Raw genomic sequence first — 17146 nt, 5'->3', positions numbered from 1 at the left:
GAAAGGTGGTGACAACCACATGCAGGTTAGTGTTCGCGACAATAACGTCGATCAGGCGCTTCGTGCCCTGAAGAAAAAGCTGCAGCGCGAAGGCGTGTTCCGTGAAATGAAGCTGAAGCAACATTTCGAGAAACCGTCCGAGAAGAAAGCGCGCGAGAAAGCTGAAGCGATCCGCCGTGCCCGTAAACTGGCACGTAAGAAAGCACAGCGCGAAGGTTTGCTCTAAGAGCGACCAAGACTCGTCCAGCTTTGGATGACACTATTTGACGACCCCCGAGGCATCGCCCGGGGGTTTGTCGTTTCTGGGGTCGGATGTATTTCGCCGACATAGGGCGGGCACCGCGCGGCAACCTGCCATTTCGCCCCAAGCAGAATTTTGCCCGGCATTTTGCAGCGCAGCGAATCCCGCAGAGGTAGCACGCCCCCGCCAAAACTCGCCTCAAACTCCTGAATCTCTATCGGTCCCTTCAAAGCCCCCTGTAACTGGCCCCGTCTACTAAGACAAAAAACCAAACGGAGGCTAATATGTCGACTGCAAGTACTTTCGAGCGGGAAATGCTGGAGCTTATCAATCAGGAACGCACGTCTCGCGGGCTGAACCCGGTGCAATTGGAAACCCGCCTGAATGACTCGTCCGAGGATCACAGCATGTGGATGCTGAATACAGACACGTTCAGCCATACAGGTTCAGGTGGTTCCAGCGCGACACAGCGGATGGAAAATGCGGGCTTTGATTTCTCAGGCAGCTGGCGATCAGGGGAAAACATTGCCTGGCAATCCGAACGCGGCGCCCCCGGCATCAGTGATGATGTTGCGCAGCTTCACCAGAACCTTATGAACAGCCCTGGCCACCGCGCAAACATCCTGAACCCGGACTTTGAATACGTTGGAATCGGGATCGAGACAGGGGACATGCAAGGCTTTGACGCGGTCATGGTCACGCAGAATTTCGCGGCGACAGATGCAGCTGTGGTCTTGGACAACGGCAATTCACCCACGCCCCCTGCGCCAACACCGCCAAACGAAGAAGTGGCGGAACCTGCAGAGCCCGAGGCGGAAACACCGGAAACCGATGTAACCATCCCCGAAGAACCCGCCACCGATGTCACTGAAACGGAGGAACCGGAGGCAGAAACACCCGATACCGATATAACCGAGCCCAACGAACCGGAAACCGACGTCACAGAGACGGATGAGCAAGACGGCGAGACGCCCGAAACCGAGGTCACCGAGACCGAGGAACCGGAAGCCGAGACACCCGAAACCGAAGAACCCGCCACCGATGTTACTGAAACAGAGGAACCGGAGACCGAAACACCCGAAACCGAGGTCACTGAAACCGCGGAACCAGCGAATGGATGTTTCAATATTCAGGAGTTTCTGGCTGCAATTGAAGATTTCAGGTTCGAACTGCAGGCATTCGTGGATCAGCTCGACTGGAACAAGACAGACACCGCGCCGAGTGACATTGTCGCTGAAACGAACATCGTGGATGAATTCATCACACCGCGCGCAGCAGACCTGGAAGATGCTACCTCTCCCGAAGAGTTCGCTTTGGAGTGCGTCGAAATGGACGAGCTCGATTTCAGGCCCATGCAATGTGATGCGGGCTACTTGATAGATTTTGTCTGACCAGAGATGGGCAACACGGGGCACTGGAAACGGTGCCCCTATTGATCCTGCTCTTCATCTCTGCGCAGCTTTCTGCACACGCAGCATCACAATTTGGTGGCAATTCGCTCATCCGGAATACACGGCAAGATTGTGACTTTCTCTCGCCAAAGTCTCGCCATTAATGTCCCACAAAAAATCACAATCCACCGGAGGCAGTACCATGTCCTATGCCAGCAGCCTTGAGCGGCAAATGCTCAATCTTATCAATGCCGAACGAACCTCGCGCGGGTTTAATCCGGTCCAGCTTGAGCTTAGACTCAACGATTCTTCTGAGGATCACAGCCGCTGGATGCTGGCCACCAACACGTTCGACCATACCGGGGTTGGTGGATCAAGTGCGGGCGATCGGATGGAGAGCGCCGGATTTAAATTCTCGGGCAGCTGGACCTGGGCCGAAAATATCGCCTGGCAAACGATACAGGGCGCCCCCGGTCTGAGCGATGACGTCATAGATCTGCACAACAGCCTGATGAACAGTTCCGGTCACAAGGCAAACATCCTCAACCCCAATGTGACGGTGATTGGAATCGGCATCGAGACCGGTAATTTCAATGGTTGGAACGCCATTATGGTCACGCAGAACTTTGCGCGCACCACGGCACCGGTTCAGGTGGACAATGGCGCACCGGGCAATCCGCCTGCGCCTCCTCCAAGCGCCCCGGCAAGACAGGTTGTATCCTCGGATACGACAGGGACTGACAACGCGGACTGGCTTGTACTGGAATCAGGGACAAGCGGACGGCTGGAAGGTCGGGCAGGCAACGATATCCTGACGGGCCGACAATTCGCCGACACGCTGCTGGGCGGCGGCGGGGACGATGTTCTGAAATCCAACGGCGGCAATGACGTAATCTTTGGCGAAAGTGGAAACGACAAAGCTTATGGTTCAATCGGCAACGACAGGCTTCACGGCGGTAGCGGCAAAGACGAGCTCTGGGGTGGTCAGGGCGCCGATTATCTGAGCGGTGACGATGGTGCTGATTTCATTTCCGGCGGCTTTGGGAAAGACGTTATCCGGGGCGGAAACGGGAATGACCGACTGTTTGGCAATCGGGGTGCGGACAACCTCAAAGGTCAGGCCGGAGACGATGTGCTGAATGGCGGTTATGGCAATGACCGACTGGACGGAGGCGCAGGCAACGACGTGATGACCGGTTCCCTTGGGGCCGATGACTTTGTCTTTGCAACCGGCCGCGACCGCGTCACCGACTTTCAGGACAATGATCAGATTGTCCTGAACGGGTCTGCGCCGATCCGCAACTACGGCGACCTCAGGGCCAACCACATGTTCCAGTCAGGCCAGGATGTCCTGATTTATGACGGTCTAGGGAATTCGCTGCTACTCGAGGACACGCTTTTGGCGCAACTTGATCAGAGCCATTTCCTCTTTTGAGGAAATTTTAAAACGAACATGAGCCACATTTCGCAACGCCCCCGATCCGGGGGCGTTTTTTGTCAGTAGACCTTGGGCACATACAATTCATCGGGCAAAACCCGACGCTCGTAATCCGGGTTGTATCTGCGATCAGGTAAATTGACCTTGTCCTGCGGGACATCCTCGTAGGGGATTCTGGTCAAAAGATGCTCGATACAATTCAGACGCTCACGCTTTTTGTCGTTCCCTTCGACGATGTACCACGGAGCCTCGGGGATATTGGTGCGAAAGAACATGTCTTCCTTGGCTTTGGTGTAGGCCTCCCAACGGATGCGGGATTCCAAATCCATCGGTGACAGTTTCCACTGTTTCATCGGATCATGGATACGCATGAGAAATCGCAACTGCTGTTCTTCGTCGGTGATCGAGAACCAGTATTTCAGCAGAATAATGCCCGACCGGACCAGCATTCGCTCAAATTCCGGAACGTCCTGAAAGAACTGTTCGACTTGATCCTCGCTGGCAAATCCCATCACCCGCTCGACACCGGCGCGGTTGTACCAGGACCGGTCGAACAACACGATCTCTCCGGCGGCGGGCAAATGCGGCACATATCGCTGGAAATACCACTGGCTTTGTTCGCGACGGCTGGGCGCGGGCAGCGCCACCACTCTTGCGACCCGGGGGTTCAGGCGCTGTGTTATCCGCTTGATCACCCCACCTTTGCCAGCACTGTCGCGGCCTTCGAACAGGATACAGACCTTGGCACCAGTATGAAGAACCCAGTCCTGCACCCTGATCAGTTCAGCCTGCAACCGCAGAAGATTCCGGAAGTAAACCTTTCGGTCCAGCATGTCGGGATGCTGGTCCTTGTAGATCTTGCGGACCTCCATCGAGAGCATCGGTTCGCTGAATTCAATTTCGAAATCTTCGTCCAGCGTGTCCTCAAGTTCGGCCTCCAGCCAATCCTTGGGCGCGCGGTCGTTTTCGTAAGCCACGGTCTGCTCCTTATCTTTTACTGGGTCGGCACCGTATCTGACGCTTGTAAATCCCTGATGTCAGAAAATTGTTCTGTACAAACAGATCAATTTTTGCAGGCGGCTGCCACCGAAAAAGCGGCCAACTAACCCGCCGACCCATAATTCCAAGTTTCAAATGTGAACTTCAACCGTACCAGATACAAGCGACAGATTTGCCGCATCACCGGAGCACGGTGCAAACCAAGGCCGGTGATGTTGAACCTTTCCGGCAATAGTGACTGGTGATTCCAGTCTTGCGCAATCACATCCTTTCCTTTCATCAATGGGCAATCTGCAGCAGGACGGCATATGGCATTCTTTTTCTCTGTGCTTCCGGCCATTTGGCCTTGGATCATTCTGGTATCGGCCCAGGTCGCCGGCTTGGCCGGAAAAATTCAGCTCGCCTTTGTTCTGCTGGCATTGTTTTGCGGGGTGTGCCTTTTTCTGGGCTTGCTATCGCCAGTCGCATTGTCGGCAATCGTGATCGGTCTGACGTTGGCCGCATGTCTGCCGAAAGCAAAGGGTTGGGTGCAAATTGCGGGCCATGTAGCGTTGATCGGTTGGTGTCTGACGCTTGGCGCGCATTTGCTGCCCGGATTTCACAATCTTAAAGTTCTGGATCATGTTCAGGCGGGGGCGCAAAGCACGTCATTCACCATGTATCTGAACCTCGACAAGCCGATGGTTCTGTTTGCTCTGCTTCTGGCCTGGCCTTCGATCTTGTCGAACAATGTTTCGACGCGGCCTGTAACTTTGGCTGCCGCGTTTGCTTTGCTGCCTGCGCTTTTTGTTGTGGGGATGAGTGTCGGCGCGGTCAGGTTCGAACCGGGGCTGCCCGAATGGTGGCTTGTTTTTGCATTTTCGAATCTGTTTCTGACCAGCCTTACGGAAGAGGCTTTTTTCCGGGGCTACCTGCAGTCGGCAATCACGTCAAAATTCGGCGCGGCCACCGGGCTTTTGTTGGCGAGTGGGCTTTTTGGGCTGGTGCATTTTCCAGGGGGACCAGGTCTGGTCATCTTTGCCGCGCTTCTGGGGCTGTCCTGCGGCTTGGGATATCTCGCAACCGGAAGACTGTGGGTGCCTATCCTGATGCATTTCGGATTTAACTTCGCGCACCTTGCCTTGTTCACCTATCCGGCGCCCGCCTGATACTCCCTGTCAGACCGGCAAAGCCGTGGTTTTGAATACCGTCCTGAGCGCAAACGAGCTTTGCATTTGGGCAACGCCGGGCAAACGTGACAGATACTGCCGATGGATTCTGGCGAAATCCTCGGTGTTCTCGGCCACGACCTTGAGAATATAGTCAGCCGTCCCGGCCATGAGATGACACTCCAAAACATCGGGAATTCGGGCAACCGCTTTTTCAAACCCCTCCAGAACCTCTTCGGCCTGACCTTGTAGGGTAATTTCGACAAAGACCGTTGTGGGGACACCCATCTTGCGCGCGTCAAGCAGTGCAACATAGTCGCGAATATACCCCTCGGCCTCCAGACGCTGCACCCGCCGATGGCACGCCGAAGGCGAAAGGTTCACCCGATCAGACAGTTCCGAATTGGACAGTCGCCCTTTGCGCTGAAGCGCCGCCAGAATCTTTCGGTCAGTTGCATCAAGGGCCATTCGCGCACATCCATTGCATGAATTTCGTCTATGTTCGAATATTATCCCGCAACAACATCAAATGACGAGTGGGGTTTCACAGAAATTGCAGTCACTTTCTGCACATAATTTAGGCAGTTTATGAATGGAGAGGATTCATGAAGATCGGTTGCCCGAAGGAAATCAAACCACAGGAATTCCGTGTCGGCATGACGCCGAACGCAGCCCAAGAGGCGATTGCGCACGGACATGACGTCATCATCGAAACCAATGCGGGACTGGGTTCGGGGTTTGACGACGCCGCCTATATCGCCGCAGGCGCAAAGATCGTGGATACCGCAGAAGAGGTTTTTGCCACCGCGGACATGATCGTCAAAGTGAAAGAACCGCAGGCCGTGGAACGCAAGATGCTGCGCGAGGGGCAGTTGCTGTTCACGTATCTGCACCTTGCTCCGGACCCGGATCAGACACACGATCTGCTGGCGTCGGGCTGTACCGCGATTGCGTATGAGACCGTGACAGATTCCAATGGCGGGTTGCCGCTGCTGGCGCCCATGTCCGAAGTGGCAGGCCGTCTTGCGCCTCAGGTCGGGTCGTGGACGTTGCAAAAGGCCAATGGCGGACGTGGTGTCCTGATGGGCGGCGTCCCCGGAGTGGGCCCCGCCAAGGTTGTAGTCATCGGCGGCGGTGTCGTCGGCACACACGCGGCCAAAGTCGCCGCCGGTATGGGCGCGGATGTAACCGTGCTAGACCGGTCGCTGCCTCGTTTGCGTTATCTTGATGACGTCTTCGGCGACACGTTCAAGAATCAGTATTCCACGGCTGGCGCAACGGCGGAACTCATTCAGGACGCAGATATGGTCATCGGCGCGGTTCTGATCCCCGGGGCCGAAGCGCCCAAACTGGTTAGCCGCGCGCAGCTTTCGACCATGAAACCCGGCGCTGTGTTGGTGGACGTCGCCATTGACCAGGGCGGATGTTTCGAAACGTCGAAAGCAACCACCCATGCCGACCCAATTTATGATGTGGATGGCATCATGCACTATTGCGTGGCCAATATGCCCGGCGCTGTGGCCCGCACCTCGACCATTGCGCTTGGTAACGCGACGCTGCCCTTCATGCTTGCACTTGCCGACAAGGGCTGGAAACAGGCCTGCATTGATGACGAGCACCTGCTCGCCGGCCTCAATGTCCATGCAGGGCAGTTGACCTATTACGCAGTAGGCAAGGCACTGGGGATCGACGTTGTTTCGCCAAACATCGTGGTCAAATCCTGATAAACCAAAAGCGCCGTGTCGCAAGACACGGCGCTGAACCCAATGGGAAGATGGCGCGCCAACGCGCCATGACAACGGGCACGAAAACTCAGCCCTGTTTCTGAATCTCGACCGAATGGGGATAGGGAATCGAGACACCTTTTGCATCAAAGGCCTCCTTGACGGCCTTGGTGATCTCAAACTTCAGATCCCAATAGTCAGCAGCATTGCACCACAGGCGCGCAGTCAGATCGACCGAGCTGTCACCCAGATTGGTCACACGCACCCACGGTTCCGGATCGCCCAGAATGCGGCTGTCTGCCTTGGCAACATCCAGAATAATGTTCATCGCTTCATCGGCACTGTCGCCATAATCGATGCCAAACACCAGATCGACCCGCCGCGTGTCATGCGCGGAATAGTTGACGATGATCGAACCCCAGGCCTGACCATTCGGAACAATGATCTGAACATTGTCCGGCGTCACCAGTTCGGTCGTGAACATGTTCAGGTCCTTCACAGTCCCCGCAGTGCCGCCGATATCGACATACTGGCCCAGTTTGTACGGCCGAAAGATCACAAGCATCACGCCCGCGGCCAGATCGCTCAGTGTCCCCTGCAATGCCAGACCGATTGCCAGCGAAGCAGCACCAAGGATTGCGACAATGCTTGTGGCCTCGATCCCGAAGATGCCCAGAACGGCCACAAGGACCATCGCCAGGATCGCCCACTTGACCATGCTGGCCGCAAAGTTGCCCAGTGTCTGATCGATCTGCGGGGTTTTGTTTATCCGCCGACGCACCATACCGCCGACTGCACCGGCCACAATCCAGCCGAGAACGAGAACAATCAGCGCTTTGATCGCGCTCAACAGCAGCGGAGCAAAGGCTCCGACCTGATTGACAACCTCTTCCACACGCATCTCCTGTACAAAGTGAAACCCGCGTGGATACGCGGGGTTGCGCGCGATTTTGGCCAATAATCACGCTGCGGTCTAGGTGCGAGTTCAGCAAGTTTTCCCCGCAATGTTCACCAACGAACAATTCCTGACCGGCTCTGCACAAAAAACATCTGAAAAAACGGCACCGAAGTTCCTAGGTTACAAACACCGTCAGCCGAGGAGTGCAAAATGCTGGATACCGTTTCCCACCCGATCATGGCCAAATGGCCGCCGAAGTCACTGGATGTAATTCAGCTCTACTCTTTTCCGACACCCAACGGTGTCAAGGCGTCGATCATGCTGGAAGAAACGGGCCTGCCCTATGAGGCACACAAGGTCACGCTGGCTGATGCAGATGTCAAAAGCCCGGAATTCCTGTCATTGAATCCAAACAACAAAATTCCAGCGATCATTGACCCCAACGGCCCGGACGGAGAGCCCATCGGCCTCTTCGAAAGCGGCGCCATCCTGTTGTATCTGGCCGAAAAAACCGGGAAATTCATCGGCAGCTCCACCAGCGACAAGCACCGCATCACACAATGGCTGATGTTTCAGATGGGCGGAGTTGGCCCGATGCTCGGGCAGCTTGGGTTTTTCTACAAGTTTGCGGGAAGCGAGATCGAAGACCCGCGTCCGCGTGAACGATACATCAACGAGGCCAAGCGCCTACTGAATGTCGTAAATACGCAGCTTGACGGGCAGGACTGGATCGCAGGCGAGTATTCGATTGCGGACATTGCGATCGCCCCATGGCTTCGCGCGCTGGATTTCTATGGCGCCAAAGAGGTACTTGGTTGGGACGATTACAAAAACACCGTTGCCTATGTCGATCGTTTCGTTGAACGCCCGGCAGTCCAGAAAGGTTTGGTTACCCCGGCCCGCGATTGATCGCTGTCGGACACTGATCTGAAAACATGATGATGAGAGCAAATTTGTTCCCACCGATCTGACTATCTGCGAATTGTTACCCCGGCAGTTTACCGGTCAAGACATAGCGCAAGATTTCAACGACTTGATGCGGTTCCTCGGCCACAGCCAAAGCCGCGGCGTCGACCTCTTTCAGGGCGTGCTGATGATCGGGGCCGTGCAGGACGATGATGGATTTTCCCAGAGCCGCAGCAAAGCCCGCGTCAAAGGCAGCATTCCACTGTTTGTATTTGTCGCCGAACCGCACCACCACGACATCCGCATCAGCGATACCCTTTCGCGTACGGATCGCATTCACCATCGCACCTTTGTGGTCGTGCCAATACTTGTTGGGCTCAGCTCCCAGAACAGCAACACCGCAATCGTCGCTGGCGTCATGATCGGTTACCGGGCTGTTGAACGTGATATCGAGACCCTGTGAGCCATCGATAATTTGCTCTCGCCAATCCGTATGAATTTCTCCGGACAGATATACGTTCAGGCCCATTGCCACCTCCTTTGATCGTTGACCCTGTATCTAACGACGAAATCCGAAAATCCCAATGTGCAATCTACGACAAGTGTTTTCGGAAAAACGATCAACGGAACACGACGGTGCAAACCAAAAAAGGGGCCCTGAAATCAGAGCCCCTGTTCCACAGTCGTCGTACCGGAAACTCAACCGCGTAGAACGCCGCCGGTGGCTTTTGTCACCTTGGCGACGATCTTGTCTGCGACCGCCTCGATGTCTTTTTCCTGCAGCGTCCTTTCGGTAGGCTGCAACCTGACCGTAACGGCCAGTGACTTTTTGCCTTCACCCAGACTGCCGCCGATAAATTCGTCGAAAACCCGCACATCCTCGATCAGGGCCTTGTCCGCCCCAGCAGCCGCGTTGACCAGTGTCAGCGCTTCGACATCGGCATCGACGACAAAGGCAAAATCACGCTCGACCGCCTGAAGATCGCGCAGTTCCAGCGCCGAGCGGGTTGCTCCGGATTTACGCGGCAACGGCACTTCCTCGGGCCAGATGGTAAAGGCCATCGCTGGGCCTTTGATGTCCATTGCCTGCAGCACGCGCGGGTGTAATTCACCGAATATTCCCAACACTTTCTTGGGGCCGAGGCAGATTTTGCCGTGACGTCCCGGATGCCACCATTCACGCGCACCGCGCAGAATCTGCACCTTGGCCGGAGCGCCAATGGCCGCCAACACCGCCTCGGCATCGGCCTTGACGTCAAACACATCGACTGGCCGCGACGCCCCATGAACGTCCTTGGGACCGGATTGCCCGACCAGCAGACCTGAAATCAGCGTATGTTGCTCGCCCGGTTCGCCACCGTGAAAGGCCGGACCAACCTCGAACAGGGCAAGATCCCTGAAGCCGCGCGCCTGATTGCGCGCCGCCGCCTGCAACAATCCGGGCAGAAGCGCGGGGCGCATATGGCTCATTTCCGACGAAATCGGGTTTTCCAGCATCGTCGCGTCATCCCCGCCACCGAACAGCGCGGCCGAGGCCTGATCAATGAAGGTATATGTCACGCATTCATTGTAACCCAGCGCAGCGCAGGTCCGTCGCGCCATCGTCTGGCGGCGCTGCGCGGGCGTCATCACCGGTTTGGGAATGCCCGGCGTCACCCGTGGTAGCGGTTTACCCTGAAGCTTGGTCAGCGAAGCGATGCGCGCGACCTCTTCGACAAGGTCTGCCTCGCCCATGATATCGGGGCGCCAGCTGGGAACATGTGCCATGTCCCCTTCCAGACGGAAGCCCAGACGCGTCAAGGTCTGGCGCTGCTCACTTTCGGGAATATCCATACCCACCAGCGACTGCACCCGTTCGGCATCCAACCGGTAGGCGCGGGAATGATCCGGCGTTTTACCGGCAATCACCACGTTCGACGCCTCGCCGCCGCAGATATCCAGAATCATCTGCGTCGCATGTTCCAGCCCTTCAAGCGTGTATTCCGGATCAATACCCCGCTCGAACCGGTATCGAGCGTCCGAGTTGATTTTCAGGGCCCGACCCGTCAGCGCGATTTGCACATGGTCCCAGAACGCGCTTTCCAGAAACACGTTCTCGGTCTCTTCGGTGCATCCGGTTTCCTGACCACCCATGACGCCGGCAATGGATTCCGGACCGTTGTCGTCCGAAATCACCATCATACCGGGCTGAAGGGTGTATTCCTTCTCATCCAGTGCGACCAGCTTTTCACCACCCTTGGCGCGGTGCACCCGCAGATTGCCCTGCACCTTGTCCGCATCGAACACGTGCAGCGGGCGGTTGTGATCAAAGGTCATGTAGTTGGTGATGTCCACCAGCGCCGAAATCGGGCGCAGGCCAATCGCCTTGAGCTGATCCTGCAGCCATTGCGGGCTGGGGCCGTTCTTCACCCCCCGGATCAAACGGCCGGTAAAGTGCGGCGCGCCGTCCAGCGTGTCTTCGTCAATCGAAACCTTGATGGGGCTTTCATATTCACCGGCCACTGCTGCGTAGTCGCGCGTCTTCAGCGTGCCCAGACCACGCGCGGCCAGATCGCGGGCAATCCCCTCGACACCCAGAGCGTCGGGCCGGTTGGGGGTAATGGCGATCTCGATCACTGGATCAACCTTGGATGGATCGTTTTCGGCCAGCCAGTCGACGAACCGGTCGCCCACTTCGCCCGTAGGCAGCTCGATAATGCCATCGTGCTCGTCCGACAGCTCCAGCTCGCGTTCCGAGGCCATCATACCAAAGCTTTCGACGCCACGGATCTTGCCGACGCTGATCGTCAGGTCGAGCCCGGGAATATACATGCCCGGCTTGCAGACGACGACGGTGATGCCTTCGCGCGCGTTGGGCGCACCACAGATGATCTGCAGCTCACCCTCATCCGTGTCCACCTTGCAGACGCGCAGCTTGTCGGCGTCGGGGTGTTTCTCGGCATGTTTCACGTAGCCCAGCGTAAAGCCCGCCAGCCGGTCCGCAGGGTTCACGATCTCTTCGACCTCAAGCCCAAGGTCGGTCAGCGCTTCGGCGATCTCATCGACCGACGCATTGGTGTCGAGGTGGTCTTTCAGCCAGGAGAGGGTGAATTTCATTGCTCGGGGCCTTTTTTGGCAAACATCCAGTCGGCACAGGCAATGGCAAAGAATGGCCCAAGGTGCAAGCGCTGCGCGTCACGGATAGGTGGGGGTGCGGCCCAAAAGCTCGTCCAGTTGCCGTCCGATCCAACCATGAGGTATGAAATGCCCACCGGGATGGGTGTCCAGAGTGACCTGCCCCTGCGCGCAATCGGTCCATTCAACCCGGCTGAGCGTCAGGATCGGCACCACGCTCCAATCCCCGCGCGGGGTCGCGGTGTTGCAGCCGTATTTCTGCCGCCACAGCGCTACCGGATAGGTCGTATCGCCGCCCGCGCCATAGGGAAAATCCATCACCGTATCGCTGAGACCATGCACATGGCGCACCTGAGCCGGGGCCTGAGGACAATCCTCGGTCTGCCGGATTGAACCCGCAACGGCCAGCAACGCGGCTGTGTCGTTGCCCGACTGGCAGACATAGCGCCAAGCCATCGCGCCGCCGAAGGAATAGCCCGAGACATAGATGCGCTCCGGGTCAATCGGATAGCGTCTGGTCACATCTTCAAGCACCCGGTCGGCAAAAGGCACGTCACCGGTGTCCGAAGTCCAGAAATCCCAGCTTTTACCCAGCCCGTTCGGGGCAACCAGCAGCACGCCGCGCAGTTTCGTCGCGCCCGCGATACGCTCATGGTTCACCACCACGGTCCCTTGCCGTGCCCAGCCATGGAAATGCAACAGCACGGGCAGTGGCGTTTCACCGTTCCACCCGTCCGGCTCCAGCACATGGTAGGATCTGTCACCGGCCTGACAGGCGGTATCGCCGTGGCAGGTATCCACGGCAGCGGCTTGTGTGGCGGTCAGCAGGAAGAGGCAAAGCAATCGGTAAATCATGCGCCGGAGCCTACCCGCCCAGCGCCCGCTGTCACGTCACAACCCCGTGGGATTATGTGACAATCCGCGCTGTCACCAGACCGCGGGATGGCGATCCTCGGGTCGTGGTGGGCAGTTAATGGTCGCCAAATCCGGGCGCTGTTCGAACCGAGCACTAGCGGAGGCAAATCGCCAGCCCGTGCGGGCGGTCTGGTGATGGCGCGGCGACCTATCGGTCTTTGTTTCGCGCAATTCTAAGTTAGTTCAAACACCCACCAACAGACGCAATACGAAGTAGATTGTACCAACTAACCCAGCGAACAACAAATAGGCGATAGAATAGTTAAATAGCTTGCCAAATTGGCGATTTGGCACAAAATCAACAGATTTTGAAATCACATCCGGACAGTTTACCGCGAGCAATCTCGGATCATTAAGCGCAATCTCGATCATGTCCACAATGAGAAGCTCTCGCGGCGCTAGTGAGGGTATATGGAGAACAAAGTTCCCATTCTCTAATAACTTCTTCTCGTGATCTCGCGGTGGCCAAAGATTGTAACTTGTCGGAGGCGCACTAAAAACGATTTCGATATCTTTGGCTGGTTTTCTTCCTTGGTTTTGAACGTAGAATTTTTCAGTCCAAATAGACGCGTTTCCAGCTTCTTCACCCAGAGAAAAACTGTGGTAGTTGGAACTAGTAGACCCCCAGATCAAACTTACGCGCGCCTGCAAAAGCCTTAGCAGCAGGGAAGTAAGGACTGAGATTAAAACAGCTAAGACAAGCTCTTGGGCGGGTCCCAAAAGTTCCCATGCTTTTGAAAGCAGTTGGATCACCGAGACAAACCACCATGCAGGTTCGGCATATCCAACGCCGCAAACCCGTAGTTGCGTAGCCAGCGCAGATCGCTGTCAAAGAACGCCCGCAGATCGGGAATGCCGTATTTCAGCATTGCCAGACGGTCGATGCCGATACCAAAGGCAAAGCCCTGATAGACCTCGGGGTCGATGCCACCCGCGGCGATCACCTTGGGGTGGACCATGCCGGACCCCAGAATCTCCATCCAGTCGTCGCCCTCACCAATCTTCAGCTGGCCGTTATCCCAGGAACAGCGGATATCGACCTCGGCCGACGGCTCGGTGAAGGGGAAGTGCGAGGCGCGGAAGCGCAGTTCGACATCGTCGACCTCAAAGAACGCTTTCACGAACTCTTCCAGAACCCATTTCAGGTTCGCCATCGAGATGTCCTTGTCGATGGCCAGCCCCTCGACCTGATGGAACATCGGCGTGTGGGTCTGGTCATAATCGGCGCGGTACACGCCGCCCGGACAGATCACGCGGATCGGCGCGCCCTGCAGCTCCATCGAACGGATCTGCACCGGAGACGTATGAGTACGCAGCACATGCGGTGGACGATTGTCGCCCTCGGCGCGGTGCATATAGAACGTGTCCATCTCGGCCCGCGCGGGATGGTGGCCGGGGATGTTCAGGGCGTCAAAGTTGTGCCAGTCGGTCTCGATCCGCGGCCCTTCAGCGACGGAGAAGCCCAGTTCGGCAAAAATCGCGGTCAGTTCCTCGCTGGCCTGGCTGACCGGGTGCAGCGTGCCCTGACGGCGTGGGCGGGTCGGAAGGGTCACATCCAGCCATTCGGTGCGCAGGCGTTCATCCAGCGCGGCATCGGCAAGGGCTGCCTTCTTTGCGACCAGCGCCGAGTTGATCTCATCCTTGAGCGCATTCAGTGCAGGGCCTGCGACCTGACGTTCCTCGGGCGTCATCTTGCCCAGCTCGCGCATTTTCAGCGCCACTTCGCCCTTTTTGCCAACGGCGGCGACGCGAATCGACTCGAGCGTGTTTTCGTCGCCCGCATCGGCGATCTGCCCCAGATATTTTGCCTTAAGATCGTCCATGACGGTCCCCTGAATTCTGTTGCTGACCTGCTATCGGCCTAACCCGGCGAATGCAAGGCAGGCCGCGCCAGTTTGGCACAACTGGCGCAACTCGGTTGCATTCCTGCCCTGAACCCGGCGTGACAATCAGGTCAATAGCTGTATTCAGGGTAAATCCGCGTCAGATCGCCGTTCCAGTCGCCCTCATAACAGTCCAGCAACTCGTCCGCCGGAACCTTGCCGGTATCGATGCTGTCCTTGAGGGCGCTGAGGAAATGCGTCTCGTCCGGTACCAGACCGCCGGCACCGGGATATGCACGGGCTTTCAGACCAGATTCGGCGATGGATACAACCTCGCGGGCCAGATCGTGCATGTTGATGTTGCCGACCTGTGCCTGCAGTCCTTTGATCGAGGCTTCGACACGCAGGGCTTCACGGGTTTCGGCGTCCCAGCCTTTGACCAGATCCCACGCAGCATCCAGAGCGGACTGGTCGTAGGTCAGGCCAACCCAGAATGCGGGCAGCGCGCACAGACGCCGCCACGGACCACCATCGGCTCCGCGCATTTCCATGAATTTCTTGATTCGGGCCTCTGGGAAGGCCGTGGTCAGGTGATCCGCCCAATCACTGAGCGTTGGCGTCTCGCCCGGCAGGGCGGGCAGCTTACCATTCAGGAAGTCACGGAACGACATGCCCAGCGCGTCGATGTACTTGCCATCGCGATAGACAAAGTACATCGGCACATCCAGCGCGTACTGAACGTAGCGCTCAAAGCCGAAACCGTCTTCGAAAACAAATGGCAGCATTCCAGTTCGCGCATCATCAAGATGCCGCCAGATATAGCTGCGCCAGCTTTTGTGGCCGTTGGGTTTGCCTTCAAAAAAGGGCGAGTTGGCAAAAAGAGCCGTGGCCACCGGCTGCAACGCCAAAGCGACGCGCAGCTTTTTTACCATGTCAGCCTCGGATCCAAAGTCGATATTGACCTGAACCGTGCAGGTGCGCCGCATCATCGCGCGGCCCAGACTGCCGACCTTTTCCATGTAGTCGTTCATCAGCACGTAACGCCCTTTGGGCATTAGCGGCATATCCTCGTGCGTCCAGATCGGCGCGGCACCCAAGCCGATGAATCCGACACCGATCTTGTCGGCGATATCCTTCACGTCGCGCAGATGCGCGTTCACCTCATCGCAGGTCTCGTGAATCGTTTCCAGCGGTGCGCCTGACAGCTCCAACTGTCCGCCCGGTTCGAGCGAGACATTCGCACCGTCCTTTTCCAGCCCGATCAGCTTACCGCCTTCTTCGATCGGCGCCCAGCCGTGCAGATCACGCAGCCCCTTCAGCACAGCGACAATCGAGCGTTCGCCTTCATAAGGCAGCGGCTTCAGCGTATCTTTGCAATAGCCGAATTTCTCATGCTCGGTGCCGATGCGCCAATCCTGTTTGGGCTTGCAGCCCGATTCCAGATATTCGGCCAGTTGTTCGTGGCGTTCAATCGGTCCGCCGCCGGACTGAGGGATGGACATGGAGGAAGCTCCGATCCTGCTGTGTCTTGACTTGAAGGCCAGTCGTGGGCGCAAACGGCCCGGGTGTCAATGCAGCCTTATGTGGGGTGGGCGCGATGGTGTGCGCTCCCATATCACGACGGGATGAAGGGAATCACCGTTGAGTTCGGACAACATATGTTCGGTTCGTAGTCCCGGAAGGCTGGAGAATACGTCAAACAGCATTTCGGCCCCTTCCGCATTCACTGGAATGTGAAGGGACGGCTGCCCGGGCTGTTCCAACACCCAATGCGCCGGACGCGAGGTCGGGTCGAGTGCCAGCCGCTCGATTTCCCGCGCGGCGACAATGCCACCGGCAAGGGGACCAAGATAGGTGATTTGCCCTTCGTCCACGGTCACGACGCCGGGGCCGCCTGCCCCCTTGCGAAATCGCGCCCGCTGCACACCGATGACGGCCAGCGCCAGCGATACAAGAACCAGCACCCAGCCCAGCCAGCCCAATAATCCACCCGGGCCGCCAATCCAGCTCATGCCCAGAACCAGAACAAAGACCGCGGCAAGAACTTCACGCCAGCGCCACAAGGCAACTTTCGCTTCCGGACGAATGAAACTCATCTGGCCAACCGCTCTGAGATACCCTGGTAAGGGGCTCGTGTTTCCTGAAACTGCATCTCAGAGAGATTGTGTAGCATTGTCTTTTCGTCAAGGGTTCCATCGCGACAAAGCTTTCCCTGCCAAATCGCTCCGGCTTCAGCCCATTGAATCTTTTCTCCGCATTTGTCAGCCCATTGCCAGTCAGGCAATTCAATAATCCGCTTATCAACGGATGAAACCAACACGTAGCGATTCGAAATCAGCGCCCTGTTTGACTGGCCAACAGCAAAGCTCAGTCTCAACTCCCATTGTCGCGACACAGGTTTTCGCAATTCGGTTTCATAACCGCTGCCTGAAACATGCCTCCATCCCCGACGCAACATCTGGACCTTCACAAGATCTCCAATGTGAAATCCATCAGTCGAGTGCGGGTAAGCGTCTGAATCCGAGGGTTTCAGCCCGTCCGGCAAATCA

The 17146-nt window shown here is 57.1% G+C and carries 17 protein-coding genes; 6 read left to right on the top strand and 11 right to left on the bottom strand.

The window, feature by feature from the left end; translation table 11 throughout:
* The first annotated feature begins 19 nt into the window (after positions 1–19).
* The 3 genes from rpsU (at position 20) to ACR0D6_RS10990 (ending at position 3067) form a co-directional block, all read left to right on the top strand.
* On the top strand, positions 20–226 hold the full coding sequence (rpsU, locus tag ACR0D6_RS11000; protein WP_005614280.1) for a 30S ribosomal protein S21: 207 nt from the start codon (positions 20–22) through the stop codon (positions 224–226).
* A gap of 299 nt (positions 227–525) precedes the next feature.
* Positions 526–1632: a CAP domain-containing protein gene (locus ACR0D6_RS10995; protein ID WP_480765530.1), complete on the top strand. Its 1107-nt coding sequence runs from the start codon at positions 526–528 to the stop codon at positions 1630–1632.
* Between the two features lie 202 nt (positions 1633–1834).
* On the top strand, positions 1835–3067 hold the full coding sequence (locus tag ACR0D6_RS10990) for a CAP domain-containing protein (RefSeq protein WP_480765529.1): 1233 nt from the start codon (positions 1835–1837) through the stop codon (positions 3065–3067).
* A 62-nt stretch (positions 3068–3129) separates the two neighbouring features.
* Here ACR0D6_RS10990 and ppk2 read toward each other — a convergent pair whose 3' ends face one another.
* Positions 3130–4047, bottom strand: coding sequence for a polyphosphate kinase 2 (gene ppk2 / locus ACR0D6_RS10985; RefSeq protein WP_480765528.1), 918 nt, complete (start codon positions 4045–4047; stop codon positions 3130–3132).
* Positions 4048–4377: 330 nt separating this feature from the next.
* On the opposite strand from ppk2, the gene ACR0D6_RS10980 reads away from it, so the two are divergent.
* Positions 4378–5217, top strand: coding sequence for a CPBP family intramembrane glutamic endopeptidase (locus tag ACR0D6_RS10980; protein ID WP_480765527.1), 840 nt, complete (start codon positions 4378–4380; stop codon positions 5215–5217).
* Between the two features lie 9 nt (positions 5218–5226).
* Here the strand turns inward: ACR0D6_RS10980 and ACR0D6_RS10975 are convergent, their stop codons facing one another.
* Positions 5227–5685, bottom strand: coding sequence for an Lrp/AsnC family transcriptional regulator (locus ACR0D6_RS10975; RefSeq protein ID WP_170654529.1), 459 nt, complete (start codon positions 5683–5685; stop codon positions 5227–5229).
* 137 nt (positions 5686–5822) lie between these two features.
* Here ACR0D6_RS10975 and ald point away from each other — a divergent pair, with 137 nt between their 5' ends.
* Positions 5823–6941, top strand: a complete 1119-nt coding sequence (ald, locus tag ACR0D6_RS10970; RefSeq protein ID WP_170654527.1) for an alanine dehydrogenase — start codon at positions 5823–5825, stop codon at positions 6939–6941.
* Positions 6942–7029: 88 nt separating this feature from the next.
* Here the strand turns inward: ald and ACR0D6_RS10965 are convergent, their stop codons facing one another.
* Complete coding sequence (locus ACR0D6_RS10965) at positions 7030–7842, bottom strand: mechanosensitive ion channel family protein (RefSeq protein WP_480765672.1); 813 nt, start codon at positions 7840–7842, stop codon at positions 7030–7032.
* A gap of 207 nt (positions 7843–8049) precedes the next feature.
* Between ACR0D6_RS10965 and ACR0D6_RS10960 the strand changes: the two genes are divergently transcribed.
* Positions 8050–8748, top strand: coding sequence for a glutathione S-transferase N-terminal domain-containing protein (locus ACR0D6_RS10960; RefSeq protein WP_480765526.1), 699 nt, complete (start codon positions 8050–8052; stop codon positions 8746–8748).
* A gap of 76 nt (positions 8749–8824) precedes the next feature.
* Here ACR0D6_RS10960 and ACR0D6_RS10955 read toward each other — a convergent pair whose 3' ends face one another.
* The 8 genes from ACR0D6_RS10955 to ACR0D6_RS10920 form a co-directional block, all read right to left on the bottom strand.
* Entirely contained in the window at positions 8825–9274 is a 450-nt protein-coding gene (locus tag ACR0D6_RS10955) for a YtoQ family protein (protein WP_480729327.1), read from the bottom strand.
* Between the two features lie 170 nt (positions 9275–9444).
* A complete protein-coding gene (gene pheT / locus ACR0D6_RS10950; RefSeq protein WP_480765525.1) occupies positions 9445–11841 on the bottom strand; it encodes a phenylalanine--tRNA ligase subunit beta in 2397 nt (798 codons plus the stop codon).
* Between the two features lie 78 nt (positions 11842–11919).
* Entirely contained in the window at positions 11920–12714 is a 795-nt protein-coding gene (locus ACR0D6_RS10945) for a CE1 family esterase (RefSeq protein WP_480765524.1), read from the bottom strand.
* Positions 12715–12957: 243 nt separating this feature from the next.
* The gene (locus ACR0D6_RS10940; RefSeq protein ID WP_480765523.1) at positions 12958–13527 is read right to left on the bottom strand and encodes a hypothetical protein; all 570 of its coding nucleotides are present in this window, start codon (positions 13525–13527) and stop codon (positions 12958–12960) included.
* On the bottom strand, positions 13524–14597 hold the full coding sequence (pheS, locus tag ACR0D6_RS10935) for a phenylalanine--tRNA ligase subunit alpha (RefSeq protein ID WP_480765522.1): 1074 nt from the start codon (positions 14595–14597) through the stop codon (positions 13524–13526). The genes ACR0D6_RS10940 and pheS overlap by 4 nt, the downstream gene beginning before the upstream one ends.
* Before the next feature lie 131 nt (positions 14598–14728).
* Entirely contained in the window at positions 14729–16099 is a 1371-nt protein-coding gene (locus ACR0D6_RS10930) for a glutamate--cysteine ligase (RefSeq protein WP_480765521.1), read from the bottom strand.
* Positions 16100–16165: 66 nt separating this feature from the next.
* Positions 16166–16693 carry a hypothetical protein gene (locus ACR0D6_RS10925; RefSeq protein ID WP_480765520.1) on the bottom strand — a complete coding sequence of 176 codons (528 nt, stop codon included), beginning with the start codon at positions 16691–16693 and terminating at the stop codon, positions 16166–16168.
* Positions 16690–17067 carry a hypothetical protein gene (locus ACR0D6_RS10920; RefSeq protein ID WP_480765519.1) on the bottom strand — a complete coding sequence of 126 codons (378 nt, stop codon included), beginning with the start codon at positions 17065–17067 and terminating at the stop codon, positions 16690–16692. The genes ACR0D6_RS10925 and ACR0D6_RS10920 overlap by 4 nt, the downstream gene beginning before the upstream one ends.
* Positions 17068–17146: the final 79 nt, after the last annotated feature.

It is taken from the genome of Ruegeria sp. BJ6 (assembly GCF_056537885.1).
This window is presented reverse-complemented; position numbering and strand designations above follow the sequence as displayed.